Origin of the sequence: Bacillus sp. FSL R7-0646, assembly GCF_037969865.1 — a bacterium.
Classification (GTDB): Bacteria; Bacillota; Bacilli; order Bacillales; family Bacillaceae; genus Bacillus; species Bacillus licheniformis.
On sequence record NZ_CP150217.1, the window covers coordinates 3713719 to 3733283 of the forward strand.

Below are 19565 nucleotides of genomic sequence, written 5' to 3' on the forward strand. Positions count from 1 at the left end.
CCTACTTATCCGTATCTTTTTTCAAGTCGTCCAGCTTTTCCGAAACCCGACGTCCGATTTCGGCCAGCGGCTCCGGCTGGCACAAATCTTTATGCCGGCAATCCATATCATGAATATCAATGTTTCCGTTCAAATAAGGTAGCCATGACTCCGGATCGATCGGATCAAACCATTCCGGTATCACGGTTGATTTGAAAAACAGAATATCGCCATGAAAGACGCGGGGCTTATATTCGCTTAAAATCCGGACGGAATTCACATACGTCTCCTTTAAGTTCAAGATCGCAGCCTCGTCCAGGCTGGCAAGCGCACTGCCGTCGCGGCGCAGAATATCGATCGCACTGGAAAGGTTCAGCGGTGCCCCGTCAAGGCTGTCCGGGTCGTATCCTCCCAATGCCAAGAGGGCAATCAATGCTTCCTGCTCATCAGGCGCATCTTTAATTGGAAGGAAGTGATTCGGGTAAGCATCAAGCATGACAAGAAGCGATATGTCTTCCCCTTGTTCCTGCAGCTGAGTTGCGATCGCATGAACAACATTGCCTCCGAGGGACCAGCCGAGCAGACGATAAGGGCCTGTTGGCTGAATCGTACGAATGTGCCGAATATAATCAGCAGCCATGTCGTCGAGCGTATCAGGTAGCTCTTCCTGCCTTGCGATCCCGCGGGCTTGAAGGCCGTATATCGGGTATTCCTTGCCGAGTGCCGTCATTAAACCGGCATAACACCAGCTGAGGCCTCCGGCCGGGTGCACACAGAACAGGGGATCTTGACTGCCTCCGGTTCTCAGCGGAAGCATTACATCCAGCGCACTTTGCCTGCCGCCGGATTCAAGCCGTTCAGCAAGTCCGCTGACTGTAGGCGCTTCAAGCAGGTCGCCGATGCCGAGTTCGACTCCGAGCGCTTCACGAATGCGGCTCATCAGCTGTACGGCGAGAAGAGAATGCCCGCCAAGTTCGAAGAATCCGTCATCAATACCGACTCTCGGCGCATTGAGGATTTCTGAAAAAAGATCGCACAGGATTTCTTCCTGCGGTGTTCTTGGGCCCCGCCCTTTAACAGCCGCGGCAAAGTCAGGCTCAGGCAGCGCTTTTCGGTCAAGTTTGCCATTTGGAGTCAATGGCAGCTCTGAAATTTTTACAAATGCGGAAGGCACCATGTACTCCGGCAGAGTGCCTGCGGCAAACCGGCGCAGCTCAGCCGGATCGGTTTCTTCTTCAGACGCCGGGACAACGTAGGCGATCAGACGCTTGTCCCCGGGCTGGCCTTCCCTTACGACCACAGCGGCTTGATTCACTCTATGATGGCGGACAAGCACCGCTTCTATCTCGCCGAGTTCGATTCTGAAGCCGCGGATCTTGATCTGCTGGTCGGCCCGCCCCATATAATCCAGAGAGCCGTCCTGGCGCCTGCGGGCAAGATCGCCGGTGCGGTACATCCTGGTTCCCGGCGGACCAAACGGATCAGCGACAAAGCGGTCTGCTGTCAAATCGGGTCTGCCCAAGTAACCCCGTGCGAGACCGCCCCCGGACACATACATCTCTCCGGTGACGCCCGGGGGCACCGGTTCAAGATACTCATCAAGCACATATACACCTAAATCGGGAATCCCCTGGCCGATCAGGCTGTTCGCTTGAAGTGCCGCAGTCTGCTGATCGAGAGAAATATAGCTGACATGCACCGTCGTTTCTGTAATTCCATACATATTAATCAGCCGCGGGAAATGATCCGGATGGCGTTCATACCAATCTTCAAGCCTCTTCAGCTCGAGCGCTTCCCCTCCAAAAATGATAAAGCGCAAGGAAAGGAGCTTTCCTGTCTCAGCATTGTCCCGGTCAGCCTGCATCAATTGATAAAATGCTGAAGGAGTCTGATTGAGCACAGTCACTCCCTCGCGAACGAGAAGATTGAGAAATTCGGCCGGCGAGCGGCTGATTGTATGAGGCACCACGATAAGCCGGCCCCCATTGAGAAGTGCTCCCCAAATTTCCCATACCGAAAAGTCAAATGCGTAAGAATGAAACATCGTCCAAACATCGTCAGCGCCGAAATGGAACCATTGGTCAGTCGCTCCGAACAGCCGCACGACATTTTGATGCGGAACAACGACTCCTTTCGGCTTGCCGGTCGAACCGGATGTGTAAATGACATACGCCGGGTGAAGAGGCAGCAAAGGCGCGGTGCGGTCGGCATCACACGGATTCGCAGCAGCGCATCCTTTCAGTTCCTCTTGTATACAAGGATCATCGAGTACAATCCTTTCAACAGATCCGGGAACAGAAAGATTTGATTCTACCGCTGAACTCGTTACGATGCAGACAGGATGGGCATCATTCAACATAAACGCTATCCTTTCCGCCGGGTAGTCCGGATCTAGGGGCACATATGCCGCGCCAGCCTTCAGCACTGCAAGCAATCCGACAACCATATCCAAAGATCTTGGCAGCGCCAGGGCAGCAAATTGTTCGGGGCCAACCCCTTTGGCGATCAGGAGATGAGCAAGCCGGTTAGCGCGTTTATTAAGCTCGCCGTATGTGAGCGCATTATTTTCACATATAACCGCAACAGCTTCCGGATCCTTTGCCGCCTGCTTTTCAAACAAAACGGGCAAAGATGAACAAGGTATGCTGTTGGACGATTTGCTCCAATCAGCCAGCATGTTTTCCCGTTCGGCCGGAAGGAGAATATCGAGTTTTTCGATCGGCTGATCAGGGTCGTCTGCTGCTGAATCCAGCAGCCTGACAAGCCGTTCTGCCAATGTTTGAACCGTATTTCGCTCAAATAAATCTGTGCTGTATTCAAGAAATCCGCCGATACCTGCGGGTGTTCCGTCCGCTTTTCGATGTTCGCGAAGCTCAATCGTCAAATCAAACTTGGCTGCTCCGACGCTGCGAATTTCAATGTCTGACTTGAGGCCGGAAAGGTCAAGCTCAGGTTCAGGCGTATTTTGAAAGGCAAGCATAATTTGGAACAGCGGATGTCTCGCTCTTGACCTGCGCGGATTAAGCACTTCAACAAGACGCTCGAACGGAAGGTCCTGATGCTCATACGCTGCAAGGTTTACTTTTCTGACTCTGTTCAGAAGCTCCCGAAAACTCGGATTACCCGATGTATCTGTTCGAAGCACAAGCGTATTAACAAACAATCCGACAATTTCGCCTAAAGCATCATCGTTTCTTCCCGCTATCGGGCTGCCGAGCGGAATATCATGGCCTGCTCCGAGCCGTGTCAGTAGTGCGGCAAGAGCCGACTGCAAAATCATAAACATGCTGACTCCGGTGCTGCGGGACAAATCGAACAGGCGGCCGTGCAGCTGTTCGTCAATGCTGAGATCAATCGTACCGCCTCTGTAGCTAGATTCCGACGGACGCGGGTGATCAGTCGGAAGCTCCAGCTGATCAGGCAGATGTTCCAATGCCTTCGACCAATATTCGAGCTGTTTGGCAATCAGACTGTCCGGATTGTTCTCACTGCCAAGCAGATATTCCTGCCATACGGCATAGTCGGCATATTGTATAGAAAGCGGCTCCCAAACAGGTGCCTCACCTTGCAAACGCGCATTATAGGCGGTTTCCAAATCACGGGTCAGCGGCATTAAAGACCAGCCGTCGCCGATCATATGGTGCAAAAGCAGAAGAAGCACAAATTTGTCCGGTCCGAGTACGAATAGCTGGGCGCGAAACGGAGGCTCCTTTTCTAAATGGAAACGGTGCCGGACGGCCTCAGCCAGGACTTTTTCCAACTCATGTTCGCTGACATGGGATACAGTGAGTTCGGGACGCGCTTGATCCGCTTCCAATATCAGCTGGTGTGTTGTCCCTTGCTGATCCGGGAAAATTGTTCGAAGCGGCTCATGTCTTGTTGCCACATCACCCAGAGCAGCTGCCAGCGCCTTTTGGTCCAAATCTCCAGTTAAATGAACGACAACCGGAATATTATAGGTCGGGCTCGGTCCTTCCAAACAGTGCAAAAACCATAGGCGCCGCTGTGCGAAGGACAGCGGAATCTCCTTGCGGCGCTCTCTTTTGCGCAATGCCGGACGGGCGCTCTGCGCCTGATCAAGCTGTTTGGCAAGTCCGGCGGCTGTGGGCTCATCGAATAAACGGCCGATTCCGAGTTCGACGCCGAGCATTTCCCGAATGCGGCCGACGAGCCTGCCTGCCAGAAGGGAATGTCCGCCGAGGTCAAAAAAGCTGTCATCAATACTGACTCGCGGCACCCCCAGCACCTCAGCAAATAAATCACACAAAATTTCCTCTTGCGGAGTCCTCGGCTCGCGTCCGCCTGTATGCATACTCACCGCCGGAGCCGGCAGGGATTTGCGGTCAAGCTTTCCGTTCGGCGTAAGCGGCAGTTCATCGAGTATGACAAATGCAGACGGAATCATATAGTCGGGCAGTGTCTCACCAACGTAGCGGCGAAGCTCGGCAGGATCAAGGCTTTCTCCCGAAGCGGGAACGGCATACGCGAATAAACGCGGGTCACCGGGCTGGTCTTCACGAACGATAGCAGCAGCTTGTTTAACAACCGGATGATTTGCAAGCACCGCTTCTATTTCTCCCATTTCAATTCGGAACCCCCGAATTTTGACTTGATGGTCTGCACGGCCGATATAATCAAGCGACCCGTCTTCGCGCCAGCGCACGATGTCGCCTGTCCGGTACATCCGCGATCCAGGCGGCCCGTATGGATTCGCAATAAAGCGCTCAGCCGTGAGAGCATGTCGGTTCAAGTAGCCGCGCGCTACCCCTGTTCCTGCCACATAAAGTTCTCCAGCCGTTCCCGGAGGCACTGGCTGTAATCCGGCGTCCAGGACATAAAGCTGCGTATTCCAAATCGCACAGCCGATTCCCGGAGGTTCCGTACAGTTGCCTTCCAGCGCAGCGGCTGTAGACCAAATCGTTGTTTCCGTCGGTCCATAAAGGTTCGTTAAAGAACACGCGAGCTGCTGCAATTGCCGGGCCAGGCTGGATTGCAAAGCTTCGCCGCCGACAAGCGCACGAAGACCTTTGAGCTTGTCCGGGGCGCTCGAGGCCAATGCATGCCAGAGGGTCGGTGTAGCCTGCATTATTGTAATTTCGTATGTTTCAATCATTTTGGCCAATTCGGACGGATCTTGTACCGTTTCCTTCTCGGCAAGAACGACTGCTGATCCGCTGATCAGCGGCAAATAAATTTCGAGTGCTGAGATGTCGAATGCAATTGTAGTGACGGCCAGCAGCCGGTCATCTTGATTAAGCGCGAACATGTCCTGCATTGACAGCAAAAAATTGAATAAGCTTTCAGCTTGTACGACCACGCCTTTAGGTCTGCCGGTTGATCCCGACGTATAAATCATATATGCCGGCTGGTTGCCGGAATGCTGTTCGCCGGGATTTTCTTCAGAACAGCCGGACATTTTCTCCATAACAGTTTGTTCATCGAGGATTAACTTCGGCATTTGCGAACCGATCGTGTCTTGCGCTTCCTTGCTGGTCATAACAAGCAGCGGCTGTGCATCGTTGAGCATATACTCGATCCTGTCAGCCGGATAATCGGGATCTATAGGTAAATAAGCCGCTCCAGCTTTGAGAACGGCGAGCATGCTGACAACCATTTCCGCTGACCGCGGCAACGCCAAGGCAATAAATGTCTCGGGTTTCGCCCCCTGATCGATCAGCAAGTGAGCCAGTTGATTAGCCTTTTGATTTAATTCGGAATAAGTGAGAACCTTATCATTGCAAACGACTGCCGGAGATTCAGGACACTCCTTTGCCATCCTTTCAAATCGCTGCGGAAGACTCTCTTTGGGAAGCCCGTGTTCTGTTTGATTCCATTCAATCAATATTTGAGCGCGTTCTTCAGGGAGAAGAATGTCCAACGTCCCCACCGGCTGAGTTTGTTCGCAAACGGCAATCGTTTTCAGAAGAGTAAGAAAACGATTGCCGTGATCTTCAAGTTCATCCGCATGATAAACAGCAGGGTTTGCATCCATGTTTACTTTTAGCCCGCCACCGTCCGGACGGCCGTAAATGTTGATTGACAAATCGTCCACAGGTCCCGTGGCAAGATTATGCACGATGCCTTGACAGCCGGCAAAATTCAAGCGGTTCTCAAAAGGCATCAAATTAAGCTGCGGACCGAACAGCCGCTGGTTTTCGCCAAGCAGCTTGAGATCCCGGCGCAATTCTTCGTGGCGGTAATGCTGATGGCGCCGCAGCTTCATCATCTCACCCGAGATTTGCTTGACTAGCTCTCCTATGCTCATTTGCGGCTGCATGCCAATTCGAAGCGGGAGGAGATTCATGACCATTCCCGGAATATGAAGAGCGGCTGACCCGAGGCGGCACATCATCGGCATCCCGAGAACGACGTCATTTGCCCCTGTCAGACGGTGAACATATATTGCTGCTGCTGCCATCACGGTTTCGTGCCAAGTTGCCCCCATTCTGCTCGCGGCAGACAGAAGACGATCAGCATCCTCACTTGGCAGGTGTTCAGACCTGCGAAGAAAACTTGAAGAGGTACGCGGCGCCCTTTCGGCAAGGCTGACCACCTCCGGTTCATCGCTGAAACGCCCAAGCCAAAATCGCCGATCTTCCTGATACTGTTCTGATGCACGGTAAGCCGTTTCCTCCGCGAGAATCAAATCGAGGGAGCCAAAGGCTCCGCTCTGGTCGATCGATTTGTTCTGCATCAATGCGGTATATATTTTTGACAGCCGCTCGGCGATCAATGTAAAGCTGAACCCGTCTGTTGCGATATGGTGAGTTCGCTGATACCAGAAGTAATGATCTTGCGCCGCTTTAAAAAGCGCTTCTGTAAAAAGCGGGCCGCGAGTCAGATCAACCGGACGGGCAAGGTCATCCATCATCCAGCTTTTAGCCGCCTGTTCCGGATCGGTTTCTGAGCTGACATCAATGTAATGTAGCGGAAAATCTGTTGACGGAACGATCTCTTGCCATGGTCCGTCTTGATCTTCTCCAAATCTGGCATGAAATGATTCAGCTTCTTTAATGACATGGCGCAGCGCTTTTTCGAAAAGCTCCTGATCAAGCGGGCCTTTAATTTCAACGTATTCAGCTGTATTGTAGATCGGATTTTCCGGATCAAGCTGCTGAGCAAACCAAATCCCGGCTTGCGCTCCTGATAATGGCTTTCGGTTATGTTGACATTCAGGCATTTAGGTGACCTCCTTCATTGATAGTCTGCATTTGGCAAAGGTGCTTCTTTAGAGGAGGACAACAGTCTCCACCAGTTTTCAATCGAAGGGTCCTCCGCAAGCTCTACAAACGACACCTCCCGCCCCGCTCGGCGCCAGCGCTCTGCGAGACTCATGATTCTCACGGAATCAATTCCCCGGTAGATCAAATTTTCGCTGTCGCTTATCTTTTCCGGCGATTCAAGAAGAAGCGATGCCACCTGTTCGCGAATAATCTGTTTTGTCAGTGCATGAGAGCTTTCTTTTGCGTGTTCATGGCTTTCGCCATCTTTCAGTCGGCTCAGAAGCTGTTCCGCAGTAATTGTGACACTGCAACGGTCAGCTGCGTATGTGATGGCCATTTCATGATGCTTTAATGAGAAATCCGCCACCGCATCTCCGACGAAAAATGTTTCAATATCTTGCATAAAAGCATCACATGCCGTCATCAGGCAGCCGATATGGGCATAGATTCCGGTGATTATGAGCTGATCCCGCCCCTGCTCCTCCAGCACGCCTAAAAGGTTGGTTTTTCTGAAGGCATTGTACCTCCACTTGGTCAAAACAATGTCGCCTTCATTCGGTTTCAGCTCATCCACGATCTTCTGCTCATCGGGATCAGGACCGATTCCGGGTCCCCAAAAGTCTTGGAGAAGCCCCCGTTCTTCCGGTGTCTGGGCGCCGGGTTGAGCCGTGAAAATAACCGGCATGCCGAGCTCGGCACATCGCTTCCGAAGCTTCTTGATATTAGCCAGCAGATCTGTGACCGGAGACTCGCCGTAACGGTAAGCGTTGAGAAAATATTGCTGCATATCGTGGATCAGAAGCGCCGCACGCTTCGGATGAGGAGTCCATGACACCTTGTTTTTCGGCATATTTGATGCTTCTGGCATTTGGTACGGTAAGATGGCAGGAATGGCCATCAAATCACATCCTCTCATTTTTTATCATCTGACATTCTCAGCTGCAGACATTTTTTCAGCAATCGCCGCACGCAGCTCTTTTTTGCTGACTTTTCCTACGCCTGTCTGCGGGAAATCTTCAACCATTTCTACCCGGTCGGGTATTTTGTAGGCTGCAAGGCCCCTTTCTCTCAAAAACGATTGCAACTCAGCCTGAGCCGGTGCAGCGCCGCGAGGGATAATATATGCACACGCCCTTTCGCCGAGAAATTGATCCGGCATCGAGACAACCGCCGCATCGAGTACCCCCGGATGTGCGAGCAGATGGTTTTCCACTTCTTCCGCGGCAACCTTCTCACCGCCTCTGTTGATCTGGTCTTTAGCTCGTCCTTCAACAATCAAATAGCCTGATGAATTGACTTTAACCAAGTCTCCCGTACGGTAAAACCCGTCTTCAGTGAACGCTTTGGCATTGTGCTCCTCAGCTTTGTAATAGCCGCGAATCGTATATGGACCTCTTGTCAGCAGCTCTCCTGTCTGTCCGGGTCCAAGTTCGCGTCCTTTTTCGTCCACAATTTTAATCTCGTCAAACGGAGACATTGGCCTGCCTTGTGTGTGAACGATCGTGTCTTCAGGATCATCAAGTCTGGTATAGTTGACCAGACCTTCTGCCATGCCATAAACCTGCTGCAGTTTGCAGCCAAACACCGATGAAACGCGTCTGGCAGCTTCGGCGCTGAATTTCGCTCCGCCGACTTGAAAGACCTGGAGGCTTGACAAGTCGTCCCGGCGCGCCGAAGCAGCATCAAGCCAGATTAACGCAAGCGGCGGTACGAGTCCCGTGATCGTTACCCTCTCCTTATCGATCAGAGGGAAGGTTTCATCCGGGCTGCCTCCTGATGCAAGGACGACTCGGCCTCCCGCGTACAGCGTACCGAGCACTCCCGGCGAGCTGAGCGGATAATTGTGAGCGATCGGAAGAGCCGCAAGATATACGCTGTTGTGATCGAGCCTGCAAATCTCTGCGCTGACCCTCAAGCTGTATATATAATCATCATGCGTCCTCGGGATCAGCTTGGACAGACCTGTGCTTCCCCCCGACAACTGAAGAAAGGCGACATCTTCTGGATAGACGTTTTGCGGAGGTGCCGGCTGATCATAAAGGCTTGCCAGCGCTTCAAACTCCTCCGGTTCCCCGGCGACAATGACATGACGGAGCCCTTGCAGCTTCTCCTTTACCTGTCTCGCCAGCTTGCGGTAGTCAAACTTTGCGTGACGATCGGGAATAATGTAGGCAGCAGCTTCAGAAAACTCGCAAAAATACGTGATCTCGCTATGCCGATGCGATGGAAGCGCAAAAACAGGCAGAGCTCCGATCCGGAAGAGCGCAAAGCAAACTTCAAAAAACTCGATGATATTCGGCAGCTGGACAACGACGCGATCATTTTTTTTGATCCCCAGCTTTAAAAGACCGCCAGCCAAAGAATCGGCTCTCCTGTCTAACTCACGATAGCTTAAATGGATATCTCCGTATGTAAGGGCAATGCGGCTTCCGTATTTTTCGGCCCGCTCCCTCAGCATTTTTCCAAAAGTTTCGCCTCGCCAGCATCCCTCCTTCCGATATTTATCCGCAAACTCCTTCGGCCATGTCGTGCATCCTTTCAGCATCTCTATCCCTCCGTTACTCACTGTTCATTCCCATCGCAAGAAGCATTGTCCGAAACTTTGCAGACGTTTCGGCAAGTTCGTCTTCAGGCTTCGACCCGGCGACAATTCCGGCACCTGCGTACAGTCGAAGCGCGTGTTCCTCCGCCTCGGCACAGCGAATCGTTACAACCCATTCTCCGTCACCGTCCGCGTCGCACCAGCCGACCATACCTGTGAAAAACCCGCGGTCAAACGGCTCAATCTGTTTAATCGCTTCTTTCGCCGCATTCGTCGGCGTGCCGCAGACAGCGGGCGTCGGATGAAGGGCGGCGGCAAGCTCCAATGATGATACAGAGAGGTCTGTAAGCTCTCCCTTCAATTCCGTTGAAAGATGCCACATCGTCGGCGTGCTGATGAGCGACGGTTCCGGCACCTCCAGCTTCCGGCAAAACGGCCTGAGCGCGGAAGCAACCGCTTCGACAACGACCGCATGTTCGTGACGGTCTTTAGGCGAAGCAAGCAGTTCAGCCGCCCGTCTTCGATCTTCTTCGGGATCATCGCTCCGAGGTCTTGAACCTGCTAAAGGATTTGCCGTAACGCAGAACCCGGACCGTGATACAAGCAGTTCGGGACTCGCGCCTATCAAAGTGGTGCGAGGCGCTTCAGATGACTGCCCGGTTAAATCAACGGCAAAGTTGTACCCGCTTGTATTGCGGCGGGCAAGATTTCGCAGCAATTGACCGATATCGACTTTGATCGGCGAGGTCAGCTGCAATGACCGGGAAAGGACGATCTTGCTGTATTCTCCTGCTGCTATACCTGCCAATCCTTGTCTGACTCCGGCCATATACGCTTCCGGGCTTGGAATCTGCTGGACATCATAGGGGTGCAGGGCAGGTTCAGGCACCTCTTTATCGTCTTCTTCACATGTCAGCGGCCCCGCATGCCACGCTTCGACCGGCACGGTTAACTGCGCCGGCTTTGCATCGTCAAATGGCACAGCTCCAACTACAATCGGATTTTCCTGCCCGTTCTCCCTGGCTTTTTTCAGAACTTCCGCAGTCCGCTGAGCAAGGCTTTGCTCTTCGGTTTGAGAAACAGAAGCAAAAACACCTTCCGCCAGAATGGTCCGCTCAGGGGAAGAGAAAAAGAATGAAGCACCGGCCTGATATTCCTTTAACAGCTGATCTGCAAGCGCTTCTGACACGACATGACGTTCTATCATCATCAAAACCTCCTTTAGATTGAATCAGGCTCCAAGCGTTGCTCCGCCATCGACGCGCAAATCGTGCATCGTAATATGACGAGCCCCGTCAGACAGCAAAAATACTACAGCATCTGCAATGTCAGCCGGCGAAGCCAATTTTCCGAGCGGGATTCCCGTTTTGAATGTTTCAAGTGATCCTTCAATGACGCCTTGCGCAGCTTCCTCACACTGCCATAGCGACCGCTGCATCGGGGTATCCGTTGATCCGGGCGATATGATATTGCAGCGGATATTGTACTCGGCAAGTTCAAGGCCGAGGCATTTCGTAAACATTAAAGCGGCCGCCTTGGAGGCCGCGTAGGCGGCCATGTGCATCCGCGGCACAGCTGCCGCATTTGATCCGACAGTCACGATCGCTCCAGTCCTGCGCGGTACCATCCGGCGGGCGACGGCACGCGATACGTTAAAAACCCCGGTGGAGTTGACATTGAACGTCTTCTCCCAATCTTCATCACTCAACGAATGGATCAGACCCGTTCTGAGCACGCCGGCTACATTGACAAGCATGTCTATCGGACCGATCTCGCGTTCAATATCGGCGATAAGCTGGTCAACTGCGGCACTGTCGCCCACATCCGCGGCAAAACCTGAACCCTGCAGTCCTTTTTGTTCAAGTTCGTCTTCAAGTTCAAGCAGCCCTTTTCGATTTTGATCAGCCGCTGCAACAAACACCCCGCGTCCAGCAAGCGCCAGGGCCACTTCTTTGCCGATTCCTTGCGAAGCCCCAGTCACCAAAGCAACCTTGCCTTTCACTTTTATCATTTCCTTTCTTAAAGCCGGCAGCGCCCGAGTCTCAAAAAGTCACTGCCGGCTAAAATTCCAATTGATAATGATAATCATTATCGTTTAAAAATATAATATACCAATAACTGCTAACGGTCAAATCGTTTTCGATTGTTTATCCGTATCAATGCGCTTGGTATATTATCAGTTATCTATTCTCATGCTTTTTCAAAGCTCGGGGCGCCGGAAGCGCCCCGCTATCAATCAGGCTTGAAGGCAAACCGCAGCGCTCTGCTGATTAACACAGGCAGAACCGATATATGACCTTCCCCTTTAAATTCATGGTACTCCGCGCGAACCCCCTGACTTTCCAAAGCGGCCAAGCGGTCGGCCAGCCTTTTTGCATTGTCGTTCATCCCGCTTTTATGCGTCTTTTCGAGTTCTCCGGCCCCAAGCAATACCTTTACATCGCCATCAGCTTCCTGCAACTTCGAAACAAAGTCATGCTCTTTATCAAAAAATGACGGATGCCAATGGATGGACGGACTGCCGGCGATATATGTCTGAAATAGATCCGGTTTTGTAAACAGGGTCTGCAGGACAAAAAGTCCGCCTAGGGAATGACCGAAAATCGCCTGCCTTTTCACATCAATCGTGAATTCCTGTTCGATCTCCGGCTTTAACTGCTGTTCGATGAAGGACAGAAAAGCTTTCGCCCCGCCTGGTTCCGGCCAGTCTGCTCCATCGGGCCTCATGGGCAGCTCAGCGCCCGATTCCGGCAGAGTAAAATCATAATACCGCCCCCGGTCAAAGGGAGCGTCGGTCTCGTAACCGATGCCGACAATAACAGCCGTCCCTACACCGGTTTTATCGGGACGGCGCGACTGCATCCGCAACGCCTCCACCATCGTTCCAAACACGGAATTGGCATCAAGCAGATAAATCACGGGATATCCTGCGGGCGGCTGTTCCCCAAATGGTTTCGCAATAAAAATCCGATATGTGCGGCTCCCATCCAGTGAACGCATGCACCGCTGTTCTGTCCCCGGTATCGCAACCGGGATGCATTCAGCAGCATTGACAGACTGCTGAAGTTTTTCTTGAGCCATATCATTCTCCCTTCCCCTCTTTGATGAGCTAAAAAACAGTCTAATGAACAGTCTTTTTTTGTTTGAAAAGTAAAAATAAGAAGTACGGCACACCGAAAATGGCGAGAATGATACCCGCAGGCACCTCGGACGGCTGGAACAGCAGCTTTCCGGCAAAATCGGCGCACAATACGAGAAACATCCCGATCAATCCGCTTAACAGCAATGAGTGGCGGTGCAGGACGCCGGCGAGCCTCCGCGAGATGTGCGGAGCAATCAGGCCGACAAATGCCATGCTCCCCGAAATAGCCACACAGGCGCTGATAATGCCGACACAAGCCGTGAGCAGCACCACCTTTTCAATATTCGCGGATACGCCGAGACTCTTCACCGTATCTTCATGAAAGCGAATGGTATCGAGCAGGCCGGACTTCATCAGCAGAAATGGAATAAGAACAAGCAGCCACGGCAGTGCCGCTTGAATATACGTCCAATTCGCCGACCAGATGCTTCCGTTTTTCCAAACCGTGGCCATTTCGTGGTCATTCGGATTCATCTTCAATGACAGGTAAAGCGAAACAGCGCTGAACCCTGAATTAATCGCGATTCCAACGAGAATAATCCTGCCCGAATCCAAGTTGCCGGCGTGCCAGGCAAAGATAAAAATGAATATTGCAGCCAAAATGCCCCCGATCAAGCCGAAGAATGGCATCCCCATTGCAGCGAGCAGGCTTGTCGTTTCGGTCTGGCCTTGAAAGATCAGCATGTAGCCGACGATCGCCGCCCCCGCACCTGCATTAATCCCCAGGATTCCCGGGTCGGCCAGTCCGTTCCTTGTCATCGCCTGGATGACGGAACCGGCAATGCCGAGCCCAAGACCCACGAGTGCCGCCGTCACAATCCTTGGAAGACGCAGCTCAAACAGGAGAATGGCGTATTGCTCATTCGGGTTGATGTGAAGCAATGTTGATAACAGCTCAGCCGGATGTACGGCAAACGATCCTACTGTTATGCTGAGATAACAGATTGTGAGAATCAGCACAATAAAAACAGCATAGATGACTGCAACCTTTTTAGGCACGCTGCTCCCCTCCTTTTCTCTTGATCAAATAAAGGAAGAAAGGAACGCCGATCACCGAAGTAACGACTTCAATCGGTGTCTCAAACGGATAGTTGATCAGCCGGCTGAGAAGATCGGCCAGCGTCAAAAAAACGCCGCCGAGAACGCAGGAGCACGGGATCAGCCGGCTGTAATCCGATCCGACGAGAAAACGCGTAATGTGCGGCACGACCAGTCCGACAAAAGCAATTTTTCCCGCCATGGCGACAGAGCAGCCTGTCAGAACGACGACCGCTGCCATCGCTGTCCATTTGACGGCCTGCTTTTTCTGGCCGAGGCTTTCGGAAATGTCATCGCCCAATGATAAAGCTGTCACTTTTTTGCTGAGAGAGAGCGCCAGAATGATGCCGATCACAAAAAACGGCACGGCATACTTCAGCAGCTCGGGATTCAATTGATGCAGCCTCGCGCTGTACCAGAAGCTGACGTCCTGGGAAATTTGAAAGTAAATCGATATCGCCGCAGACAGACTGCTGAGCAGCATGCTTGTTACCGTCCCGATTATGGCAAGTTGAACCGGCATAAAACCGTTTGGAATCACCGAGGCGAGGCCGAAGACAAGGCCGGCGCCGACGGCTGATCCGATAAACGAATAGCCCATCATCTCCAGAGAGGATGAACCCGGAATCACCACCATCAACAGCGTGATCACAAACGCTGACCCGTCGGAAACGCCCATAATCGACGGGGAAGCCAAGTAATTTCGGGTGACACCCTGCATAAGCGCACCGGACACCGCCAGCGCCGCTCCGATTAAAAGAGCGCCGACAGCGCGCGGAAGACGGGAATGCCAAATGATTTGATGATCTGTGTTGCCTGGATCAAAATGCAGCAGCGCCGAAAAAATCACCTCGGGCTCAAGCTGTTTTGCACCGTAACATACCGACAGAAAAACAGACAGCAGTATGGCAAACGGAGCGGCGATCATAATGATGCGGGTCATTTGCTTTGAATGCATAGCTCAATGAACCTTTTCTATTTGTTCTGCGCCAATTTCTCAGCTGCAGCCTTTAAAAATTCAACCTTGCTCCATGCCGTTCCGCCCTGCGCAAGCGGGTCTACAGCATTGACAAATACACGGTCATTTTTCACTGCAGAAATGCTTTTCCAAATTGGATTTTTCTCTAGATCTTTCAGCGCATTCGGATTGTCGGCATTCTCATCGTCTGAGAATTGGACAAACATATAGTCCGGATTCATTTCACTCAGTTTTTCTAAAGAAACCAACTCCTGGGCTTTTGCCGCCTTGACTTCTTTTGGAGCTGTGAAGCCGAGCTCACCGTATAATGTGGAATTGAAGAATACGTCTTCCGGATAGATAAAGATATTGCCTTTTCTGATTCTGACAACGAGCGCTTTTGTATCTTTTGCCGTTTTCTCAAGCTTTGTTTTAGCTTCCTTGAGGTCGGCTTCATAATCCGAAATAATCTGCTTCGCTTTATCTTCTTTGCCTGTCAGTTCAGCCAGCAGCTTTAAATTGTCTTTCCAGTTTGAAGAAACATGGGAAACAGGAATCGTCGTCGCGATGTTATCCAGTTTTTTCACCACTTTATCAGGAAATTTCGTTGAAGCCAGGATGACATCCGGTTTCAGCTCAAGGATTTTCTCCAGGTTCGGCTCCATTTTTTCGCCGACAGCGGTTGCTTTGTCAGTAATGCTCTTAAACAGATCCGGGAACTTTCCGGAGAAGGAAATGGCACCGGCTGGGTGAACATCCAGAAGCTTGGCATCTTCCATCGATTCCACGCTTCCCGTAATGACGATTTGTTCGGCCGGGATCTTCACCTTGTATGTATGATCGAGGTACTCGATGCTCTTCTCAGCTGACGCTGTGCTCTTGCCATCGCCGCCAGCCTTTTCTTTGCTGTTCCCGCATCCCGCTGCGCCAAGCGCGAGAAGGAGAATAAATAGAAATATTGATATTTTTCTCATCTGACTGAGACCCCCTGATTTAATTGATAACTATTATCAATTAAAATTATAGGTAAGCCTCTTCGATAACACCATGGATAATATCCGGCAATTAAAATGGATTTTTTCCGGACAGTAGCCGAACCGCCTGGCGGATGATTCGTTCATGGCTGCATGCGGAATATTCCCGCCAAGGATCAGAATTCACCTGATACACCCGGTGATGCCGCACCGCTTTCAAATCCTGCCAAGCAGCCGACTGCTGAAGCTCCCTGTAGAATGCCAGCGTCTCCGGCTCTTTAAAAATGAAAATCATAATGATATCCGGCTGATAGGCTGCGATTGTTTCGATCGACACGGCCCGGTCAGTCGGTTCTTCCAGCGACACAGCCGATTCAAAGCCAAGGTCGCCGAAAAATACATCTTGAACAGAACGGTTATGCGCCAGATAAATCTCGTGTTTATGCAAGCGCAAAAACAAAAAGCTTCGGCGTCCGCAGATCGGATAAAGCGCCTCTTTCGCGGTCTCGGTGAGACGCTGGTAAGACAGCAGCCATTTGTGAGCCTCCGCTTCTTCGTCCAAATGGGATGCGGTCAGCATAAAATGCCTCCTCCATTGTTCCTGTGAAGGCAAAAAGAAGACATCCGCGATCGACTGGAGCTGTTCCCGTTCCTCGTGAGACACGCTGTCCATGCTGATAATGAGCTCCGGGTCAGCCGATGACAATGTCCGCAGGTTTTCTTCCCACGGCTCGTGAAAGCGGTATGCGCTCAGATGGACCGGAATATCTGCCGCGTAATGCTTATAGTAATATGATGTCCACTTCGGATGCAGGGAAGCGGCGTAAGGAATGAGGTGAAGCGGTATCAGCTGTCCGATCGTGTTCTGGCCGTAGGCAGCCAGCTTTCTGCGCCTTTTTTTCATATAAACGGTCGGGGATAAGCCTGTATGCTTCTTAAACGTCCTGCTGAAATAAAATTCATCCTGATATCCGATTTGGCTTGAAATTTCCCTCAGCTTGTAGCTCGCTTTTGCCATCAGCTGCTTCGCTTTCGTCATCCGCGTCTCAGTGATAAACTCTGTCACGCTTTGACCGTACAGCTTTTTGAACGTTTCGCTGTAGTGCTTCGCGCTGATTCCGGCCATTTGCGCGAGTTGATCAAGCGTCAGGTGTGCATCTGAATGCTCCTCAATATACTCCTTTGTTTTTCCTATGGCTGATGCGGTGTTTTCGGGATGAGTCAGTTTGGCCGAATAGATATCGTACAGAAGCTGCTGCAGATCTGCTTGGCATTTCAGCTCCTGGAGCGCTGAAGATGCCGGCCATAAGGCGGAAAGTTCCTGAAGACGGGAGGCCAGATTTCCGACAGGATGGACATTCATCATCTGAAGGTCGGAAAAAGCGTCAGGGTCGGTGTCTGCTTGAAGCGTCAGGCGGCGGTCTTCATAGCAGTAGGGCTGCAGCCTGATGAGATAAACGCTGATTTCCTCTGACGAAGCTGTGATTCCGAATGTTTCATAAGGCGGAACGATATACAGCGTTTCTTTTTGGAGGGGTCTGCCTGATGCTTGTATATCGATTCTGCCTTCACCCTTCAAATGAAAGATCAAAACGAAAGAGTCTGCGAGCTGCTGTTCATCCGGAAGATCGCCGGGCTTTCTTATATGATCAATTTGCAAGAGACGATAGAAATAAGAAGATTTCATAGAAAAACCGCCTTTCTTAACCCAGTGATATTACAAAAAATAAAAATGCCCCTAAAACAATATGGTAAATTGGTTGCGGGGTGCTTGTCCGGCACAAAATACCAGTTTGCAAGGTGCATTTCACATCACTTATAGCTGATATGCTTCTTACGATTTACTATAACACAGTCACTTTTATTGTGGAATAATGTATCCAAAGAGACCATCTGCCCAATCCGCACTTTAAAATATAATAAAAAATCAATACTTATCATTTCAATATCCTTTTACCTAGTGTATAACTATAGAGAAATTACTATATTTACAGGGAAGGCGTGACTTCTTATTTTGGAAATGACAGACAGCATGAAAAAATCGCTTGATGCGATTGCAAAATGGGGAAAAATAACCGGAGTTTTTATGATTATCGCCGGAGGCATCTATGCCTTTTTCGGAATTTCTTTGCTTATCATCGGAGCCGCTCCAGGTGTGCTGATGATTTTTTCAGGAATCTATCTTCTTAAATCGGCAAACGCCGCTCAGAAAATGAGTCATGACATGCCGCAAGAACCGCATGAAGCCTTGCTTGATAACTATGTGAAGTTTATGAAATGGCAATTTTTCTACTTACTATCGAATATTGTGATCTTCATTTTATGCATAATCGTTTTTTTCTTCCTGATCTTTTTAGGTGTTCTAGCCGATTCTTACAGCGGGTATGATCCTTATTATTACGAATGATGATCAAAAGCCTGTCTCGGATCAATTTCCGAGACAGGCTTTTATTATTGAGCTTCTCCGACAACAGTGAAACGCTCATTGACATGCTCGCCTTTTTCAGCCTCGTCCACCACTGCAATGGCGTAGTCTGCATAGCTGATGTAGCTTTCTCCGGCGGTGTTTACGATTAAGTTTTCCTGACCTTTTTGATAAGAACCTGTTCGCTTTCCTTCCGGATTAAAAAATGCCGCCGGGCTGATGAACGTCCATTTCAGTCCATCTGCTTCTTTCAAATCCTGAAGGTTCTGCCCCTGATTTTTAGCCGTCGGCAAGTATTCTTTAGGAAACTCAGGCGTATCGTACAGCTGGGTTGTTTTTTCCTCATCGACATAAAGGCTGCCTGCACCGCCTACGACGATTAATCTTGTTTCAGGAACCTGCTTAAACAGTTCAATCAGCTTTCTTCCAGCTTCAACATGGAGATGCTCCTGCCCTGGGGCCGCGCCGAATGCATTGACGACAACATCCAGTCCTTTGATGTCTGCCGCTGTCAGGTTGAAAATGTCTTTTTCAATGACAGCTGCATCGCTGTTCGCCATTTTTGACGCACTTCTGACAATTGCCGTCACTTCGTGTCCTCTTTCTGATGCTTCTTTTAAAATCATGCTGCCCGCTTTACCGCTTGCACCGATAATACCGATTTTCATAATCGCTTCCTCCAATAATTTGATTATTTGTAACAAGATTTGTTACATGTTGATGATGAAACATCATCTCTTGTTTAAAAGAGATGAGTTAAGACGTCTTTAAGAGACTTGCTGGCCAATTCGTTCTCCATCGCCTGCTGAACGCTGTGAAACGTTTGATCAAGCGTTGTTTGAATTTGTCTTCCAACCGGACAGTTTGGATTCGGCTTGTCATGAATCGCAAATAATTCCTCATGCGGCTGAACCGCGCGGTAAATATCAAGCAGAGATATATCTTCGGGATCTCTTTTCAGGCTTGCCCCGGCCACTCCCGGCCGCGACGTCAGAATACCGGCTTTTTTGAGCTGGCTGATCATGCGCCTGATTACAACCGGGTTCGTATTAACGCTCCCGGCGATCATTTCCGAAGATTCCCGCGGGTTTGCGGCGATTAAAGACAATATATGAATGGCCACTGAAAGACGGGTGTTCACCATATGTTTTCACCACCGATGTAATTATTATAGTTACAGGTCACGTTTTTGTCAACTCTTATCATATCCTTAATGATCGCAAGAATAAATAAAAATTTTTTCAAACCCTCACGTCTCACTTCGGAACTTTTTCACAGTCTCTT

13 protein-coding genes are annotated in these 19565 nt (G+C 50.7%); 1 reads left to right on the forward strand and 12 read right to left on the reverse strand.

The window, feature by feature from the left end:
* Position 1: 1 nt before the first annotated feature.
* From MKY62_RS19370 to MKY62_RS19415, 10 genes are all read right to left on the reverse strand, one after another.
* A complete protein-coding gene (locus tag MKY62_RS19370) occupies positions 2-7159 on the reverse strand; it encodes a non-ribosomal peptide synthetase (protein WP_003185952.1) in 7158 nt (2385 codons plus the stop codon).
* A gap of 14 nt (positions 7160-7173) precedes the next feature.
* Entirely contained in the window at positions 7174-8100 is a 927-nt protein-coding gene (locus MKY62_RS19375; RefSeq protein WP_003185954.1) for an isochorismatase family protein, read from the reverse strand.
* 24 nt (positions 8101-8124) lie between these two features.
* Entirely contained in the window at positions 8125-9747 is a 1623-nt protein-coding gene (locus MKY62_RS19380; RefSeq protein WP_003185956.1) for a (2,3-dihydroxybenzoyl)adenylate synthase, read from the reverse strand.
* A gap of 13 nt (positions 9748-9760) precedes the next feature.
* Positions 9761-10951 carry an isochorismate synthase DhbC gene (gene dhbC / locus MKY62_RS19385; RefSeq protein ID WP_011198385.1) on the reverse strand — a complete coding sequence of 397 codons (1191 nt, stop codon included), beginning with the start codon at positions 10949-10951 and terminating at the stop codon, positions 9761-9763.
* A gap of 24 nt (positions 10952-10975) precedes the next feature.
* A complete protein-coding gene (locus tag MKY62_RS19390) occupies positions 10976-11755 on the reverse strand; it encodes a 2,3-dihydro-2,3-dihydroxybenzoate dehydrogenase (protein ID WP_031314736.1) in 780 nt (259 codons plus the stop codon).
* Positions 11756-11976: 221 nt separating this feature from the next.
* Positions 11977-12825 (reverse strand): alpha/beta hydrolase, encoded by an 849-nt coding sequence (locus MKY62_RS19395; RefSeq protein ID WP_009329734.1) that lies wholly within the window; start codon positions 12823-12825, stop codon positions 11977-11979.
* A 40-nt stretch (positions 12826-12865) separates the two neighbouring features.
* On the reverse strand, positions 12866-13885 hold the full coding sequence (locus MKY62_RS19400) for an iron ABC transporter permease (protein WP_017474417.1): 1020 nt from the start codon (positions 13883-13885) through the stop codon (positions 12866-12868).
* Positions 13878-14882, reverse strand: coding sequence for an iron ABC transporter permease (locus MKY62_RS19405; RefSeq protein ID WP_003185966.1), 1005 nt, complete (start codon positions 14880-14882; stop codon positions 13878-13880). The genes MKY62_RS19400 and MKY62_RS19405 overlap by 8 nt, the downstream gene beginning before the upstream one ends.
* A gap of 17 nt (positions 14883-14899) precedes the next feature.
* Positions 14900-15856, reverse strand: a complete 957-nt coding sequence (locus tag MKY62_RS19410) for an iron-hydroxamate ABC transporter substrate-binding protein (RefSeq protein ID WP_003185969.1) — start codon at positions 15854-15856, stop codon at positions 14900-14902.
* 91 nt (positions 15857-15947) lie between these two features.
* Positions 15948-17543, reverse strand: a complete 1596-nt coding sequence (locus MKY62_RS19415; protein ID WP_003185971.1) for an AraC family transcriptional regulator — start codon at positions 17541-17543, stop codon at positions 15948-15950.
* 333 nt (positions 17544-17876) lie between these two features.
* On the opposite strand from MKY62_RS19415, the gene MKY62_RS19420 reads away from it, so the two are divergent.
* Complete coding sequence (locus MKY62_RS19420) at positions 17877-18263, forward strand: DUF5362 family protein (protein ID WP_031314738.1); 387 nt, start codon at positions 17877-17879, stop codon at positions 18261-18263.
* A gap of 44 nt (positions 18264-18307) precedes the next feature.
* Here the strand turns inward: MKY62_RS19420 and MKY62_RS19425 are convergent, their stop codons facing one another.
* Entirely contained in the window at positions 18308-18949 is a 642-nt protein-coding gene (locus MKY62_RS19425; RefSeq protein WP_003185975.1) for an NAD(P)-dependent oxidoreductase, read from the reverse strand.
* Positions 18950-19023: 74 nt separating this feature from the next.
* Complete coding sequence (locus MKY62_RS19430) at positions 19024-19425, reverse strand: Rrf2 family transcriptional regulator (RefSeq protein WP_003185976.1); 402 nt, start codon at positions 19423-19425, stop codon at positions 19024-19026.
* Positions 19426-19565: the final 140 nt, after the last annotated feature.

Excerpts from the sequence above, each read along its gene's own strand:
- MKY62_RS19430 (WP_003185976.1), bottom strand. The coding sequence starts at position 19,425 with ATGGTGAACACCCGTCTTTCAGTGGCCATTCATATATTGTCTTTAATC.
- dhbC (WP_011198385.1), bottom strand. The coding sequence starts at position 10,951 with ATGATAGAACGTCATGTCGTGTCAGAAGCGCTTGCAGATCAGCTGTTA.
- MKY62_RS19420 (WP_031314738.1), top strand. The coding sequence starts at position 17,877 with ATGACAGACAGCATGAAAAAATCGCTTGATGCGATTGCAAAATGGGGA.
- MKY62_RS19370 (WP_003185952.1), bottom strand. The coding sequence starts at position 7,159 with ATGCCTGAATGTCAACATAACCGAAAGCCATTATCAGGAGCGCAAGCC.
- MKY62_RS19395 (WP_009329734.1), bottom strand. The coding sequence starts at position 12,825 with ATGGCTCAAGAAAAACTTCAGCAGTCTGTCAATGCTGCTGAATGCATC.
- MKY62_RS19405 (WP_003185966.1), bottom strand. The coding sequence starts at position 14,882 with ATGCATTCAAAGCAAATGACCCGCATCATTATGATCGCCGCTCCGTTT.
- MKY62_RS19425 (WP_003185975.1), bottom strand. The coding sequence starts at position 18,949 with ATGAAAATCGGTATTATCGGTGCAAGCGGTAAAGCGGGCAGCATGATT.
- MKY62_RS19410 (WP_003185969.1), bottom strand. The coding sequence starts at position 15,856 with ATGAGAAAAATATCAATATTTCTATTTATTCTCCTTCTCGCGCTTGGC.
- MKY62_RS19390 (WP_031314736.1), bottom strand. The coding sequence starts at position 11,755 with ATGATAAAAGTGAAAGGCAAGGTTGCTTTGGTGACTGGGGCTTCGCAA.
- MKY62_RS19415 (WP_003185971.1), bottom strand. The coding sequence starts at position 17,543 with ATGAAATCTTCTTATTTCTATCGTCTCTTGCAAATTGATCATATAAGA.
- MKY62_RS19375 (WP_003185954.1), bottom strand. The coding sequence starts at position 8,100 with ATGGCCATTCCTGCCATCTTACCGTACCAAATGCCAGAAGCATCAAAT.
- MKY62_RS19380 (WP_003185956.1), bottom strand. The coding sequence starts at position 9,747 with ATGCTGAAAGGATGCACGACATGGCCGAAGGAGTTTGCGGATAAATAT.